4 protein-coding genes and 1 pseudogene are annotated in these 3,219 nt (G+C 41.7%); 4 read left to right on the top strand and 1 reads right to left on the bottom strand.

All coding sequences use genetic code 11. The annotated features are described in order from the left end of the window. From ACFE90_RS37310 to ACFE90_RS37300, 3 genes and pseudogenes are all read left to right on the top strand, one after another. Positions 1-189 (top strand): tetratricopeptide repeat protein (locus tag ACFE90_RS37310; RefSeq protein ID WP_375507262.1); only part of this gene is annotated, 189 nt, incomplete at its 5' end. Between the two features lie 59 nt (positions 190-248). Then, positions 249-542, top strand: a pseudogene (locus tag ACFE90_RS37305) (type II toxin-antitoxin system HigB family toxin). A gap of 13 nt (positions 543-555) precedes the next feature. Beyond that, complete coding sequence (locus tag ACFE90_RS37300; protein WP_375507261.1) at positions 556-936, top strand: type II toxin-antitoxin system HigA family antitoxin; 381 nt, start codon at positions 556-558, stop codon at positions 934-936. A 157-nt stretch (positions 937-1,093) separates the two neighbouring features. Here the strand turns inward: ACFE90_RS37300 and ACFE90_RS37295 are convergent, their stop codons facing one another. After that, positions 1,094-2,260 (bottom strand): pyridoxal phosphate-dependent aminotransferase, encoded by a 1,167-nt coding sequence (locus ACFE90_RS37295; RefSeq protein ID WP_375507260.1) that lies wholly within the window; start codon positions 2,258-2,260, stop codon positions 1,094-1,096. Positions 2,261-2,475: 215 nt separating this feature from the next. Here ACFE90_RS37295 and ACFE90_RS37290 point away from each other — a divergent pair, with 215 nt between their 5' ends. Continuing rightward, the gene (locus tag ACFE90_RS37290; RefSeq protein ID WP_375507259.1) at positions 2,476-3,144 is read left to right on the top strand and encodes a ribonuclease; all 669 of its coding nucleotides are present in this window, start codon (positions 2,476-2,478) and stop codon (positions 3,142-3,144) included. Positions 3,145-3,219 lie beyond the last annotated feature (75 nt).

Genomic DNA, 3,219 nt, shown 5'->3' with positions numbered 1-3,219 from the left:
AACCAAGCTTTGCGGATTAATCCTAACGATGCCCTAGCCTACTACAATCGGGGCATTTTCCGCGCTGACTTGGGAGATAAAAAGGGGGCAATTACTGATTTGCAGCAAGCCGCAGATATCTTTAAACAACAAGGAAAAATAGAGAACTACCAAAAAGCGCTGGAAATCATCAACCGACTTCAGAAGTAAACACCATTGGTAAAGGTTTCAAGTATATTTATGTATCGTAACGCTGTAATTACCTCATTATGCGAATCATTGCCCGCAGCACGTTACAAAAGTTTTAGGAAGCATATCCTGATGCCGAACAGTCATTAAAGGCTTGGTTTGATGAAGCATCTCGTGCAGAATGGGGTAGTCCGGCAGATATCAAAAGCACTTATCGTAATGCCAGTATTATTGCTAATAACCGTGTTTTTTTTAATATCAAAGGTAATGATTACCGCTTAATTGTTCACGTTCGTTATGATATTGGAATTATTTTTATTCGTTTTATGGGAACACATAAAGAATACGATAACGTAGATGCAACAAGTATTTGAGACAGTAATACTTATGCTTGAAACCCGTCCAATTCGCACCGAAACTGATTATCATGCTGCGCTTGATGAAATTGAAAGATTGTTTGATGCAGAACTAAATACACCAGAGTCTGACCGATTGGAAGTTTTAACTACGCTGGTGGAAGCATACGAGCAAAGGCATTACCCAATCGAAGCACCAGATCCTATCGAAGCTATCTTATATTATCTCGAATCTCGTGGGTTGTCTGTAGATGAATTAGAGCCTGTTATTGGCAGTAAAGCAGAAATTGCCGACATTTTGCATCGCAAGCAGGCGCTAACCTTGGAGATGATTCGAGGATTACATGAACAATTGGGGATTCCGGTACAGATTTTGATTCAACCATACCCTTTGATGCAAAATTCAGCTTGATGGTGCTGGAATTAATTGAAATTTCAGAACTCGAAACTTCAGGTTTAAAAATGAACTCCACCCTTTCTTCTGAGTCGGAAAAGGTGGAGTTAAAAAATTGGAGAGTTAGTAAATTATCCTCACAAATGACAAATGACAAATGACAAATGGCAACTAACTAAATACGCGACTTGACAAATTTCTCTAATCTATCCATTCCCTTTTCAATCGTCGCCATATCTGTGGCGTAGGAAAGGCGAATGTTGTCATCAGCGCCAAAAGCAATTCCAGGAATGACTGCAACTTGATGTTCTTCCAACAAAGCGTCACAAAATTTTAGAGATTTTAGACCTGTTTTGCTGATATCAGGAAACAGATAAAAAGCGCCATCTGGTGAGACGGTACTCAATCCGGGAATGGCGTTGAGTCTGTCTAGCATCACCTGTCGGCGTTTAGCGAAGGCTTGGCGCATTTCTTCGACACAATCTTGAGGACTTTGTAGCGCCGCGATCGCACCATATTGGGCAAAGGTACACACGTTAGATGTACTATGCCCTTGGATGGTACTCGCTGCTTTAATGATTTCCACAGGTCCCGCTAAATAGCCAAGACGCCACCCAGTCATAGAATAAGCTTTCGCAAACCCATTACTAATCAAAGTGCGGTCAAAAATTTCTTTCCCAAGAGAACCGATACTGATATGTTCTGCACCGTCGTAGAGAATCTTTTCGTAAATCTCATCAGAGACGACAAAGATATCTGCATCAACTACTACCTGCGCCAGTGCTTTGATTTCATCTGGCGTGTAAACCATCCCTGTAGGATTAGATGGAGAGTTGAGGATAAATAGCTTTGTCTTCGGCGTGATTGCTTTACGGAGTTGTTCGGGAGTAATTTTATAACCCGTCGTTGCATCTGTGGGCACAATTACCGAGACTCCACCGACCAAAGTCACCATTTCGGGATAACTTAGCCAGTAGGGTGCAGGGATAATTACCTCATCACCTGGATCGATTAGCGCCACGATTAAGTTGTACAGAGAATGCTTACCGCCATTGGTGACGATGACATTCTCGGACTTGTAATTAAGACCGTTATCAATTTTAAGCTTGTGGGCGATCGCTTCCCTTAACTTTGGTTCTCCAGCTGCTGCACCATACTTGGTTTTGCCTTCTTCCAAAGCTTTTACTGCTGCGGCTTTAATATGCGCTGGGGTATCAAAATCTGGTTCTCCAGCGCTAAAACTACAAACATCTATTCCTTCTGCCTTCAGTGCCTTAGCCTTGGCTGCGATCGCTAAGGTTAATGAAGGTGTTACCTGACTTACTCTTGCTGCCAGCTTCATTCTTACTATTTTTGGCAAATCTTTCACTTATCTAAGGATATCCCAGAATCCCTACCAAGATTTGCTTTTCTGAATTTGTTGGGGAGTGGGGAGCAGGGTAGGCAGAAGAGAGTAACTCTTGACTAATGACTAATGACTTTGCGAAGCGGTTTGATCCTTGACTCTTAACCATGTATTATGTATAACTTTACTCTTAGAGTAAACTAGCTGTTTTTATGCAGATTAAGAAACTTTTAATTGCATCTTCTCTGTTAATTAGTAGTCTGTTTACACCTAATGCTGCCATTGCTCAAAATCGCGGTACTCCGGGTAAATTTGATTTTTATGTACTAACACTTTCTTGGTCGCCGGATTATTGTGCGGCAAATGGTAGCCGTGACCAGCAACAGTGCGGTTCTGGAAGGAAACTTGGTTTTGTACTACATGGTTTGTGGCCACAATACCAAGCTGGTTATCCTGCTAATTGTTCCACGCAAAAATTACCGTCGGAAGTAAGGCGGCAATTTCCCAATTTGTATCCTAGTAATAAACTTTACGATCATGAATGGGAAAAACATGGTACTTGTTCGGGGAAAACTCCTGCGGAATACTTGGCATTGAGTAAAAAATTAAAAGATGCGATCGCTATTCCCGCAGCTTATAATCGTCCTGCAAAACCCTTGCGTACCACAATTACAGATTTTAAAAATTCATTTGTGAGTGCGAATAATCAAATTCCTGCTGATGGTGTAGCACCTTTTTGTTCTGGTTCGGGAAGATTTTTGCAAGAAGTCTTCTTTTGTTATTCCAAAAACGGCGAACCTGGTATTTGTAGCGCCGAGATTTTGAAGCGATCGCAAAAAAGTTGTGGTCAGCCAGATTTTCTATTGAGAAACGTTAGATAAGAATGGGGAATGGAAAGAGGCAGAGGGGCAAGGAGCAGAGGGGAAAGAGGTAATTTTTTATTCTCACCCCTGCCC

The sequence above is a fragment of the uncultured Nostoc sp. genome, assembly GCF_964245445.1.
Lineage (GTDB): Bacteria > Cyanobacteriota > Cyanobacteriia > Cyanobacteriales > Nostocaceae > Nostoc.
This window is presented reverse-complemented; position numbering and strand designations above follow the sequence as displayed.

Coding starts and splice junctions, on each gene's coding strand:
- ACFE90_RS37295 (WP_375507260.1), bottom strand. CDS start 2,260: ATGAAGCTGGCAGCAAGAGTAAGTCAGGTAACACCTTCATTAACCTTA.
- ACFE90_RS37290 (WP_375507259.1), top strand. CDS start 2,476: ATGCAGATTAAGAAACTTTTAATTGCATCTTCTCTGTTAATTAGTAGT.
- ACFE90_RS37300 (WP_375507261.1), top strand. CDS start 556: ATGCTTGAAACCCGTCCAATTCGCACCGAAACTGATTATCATGCTGCG.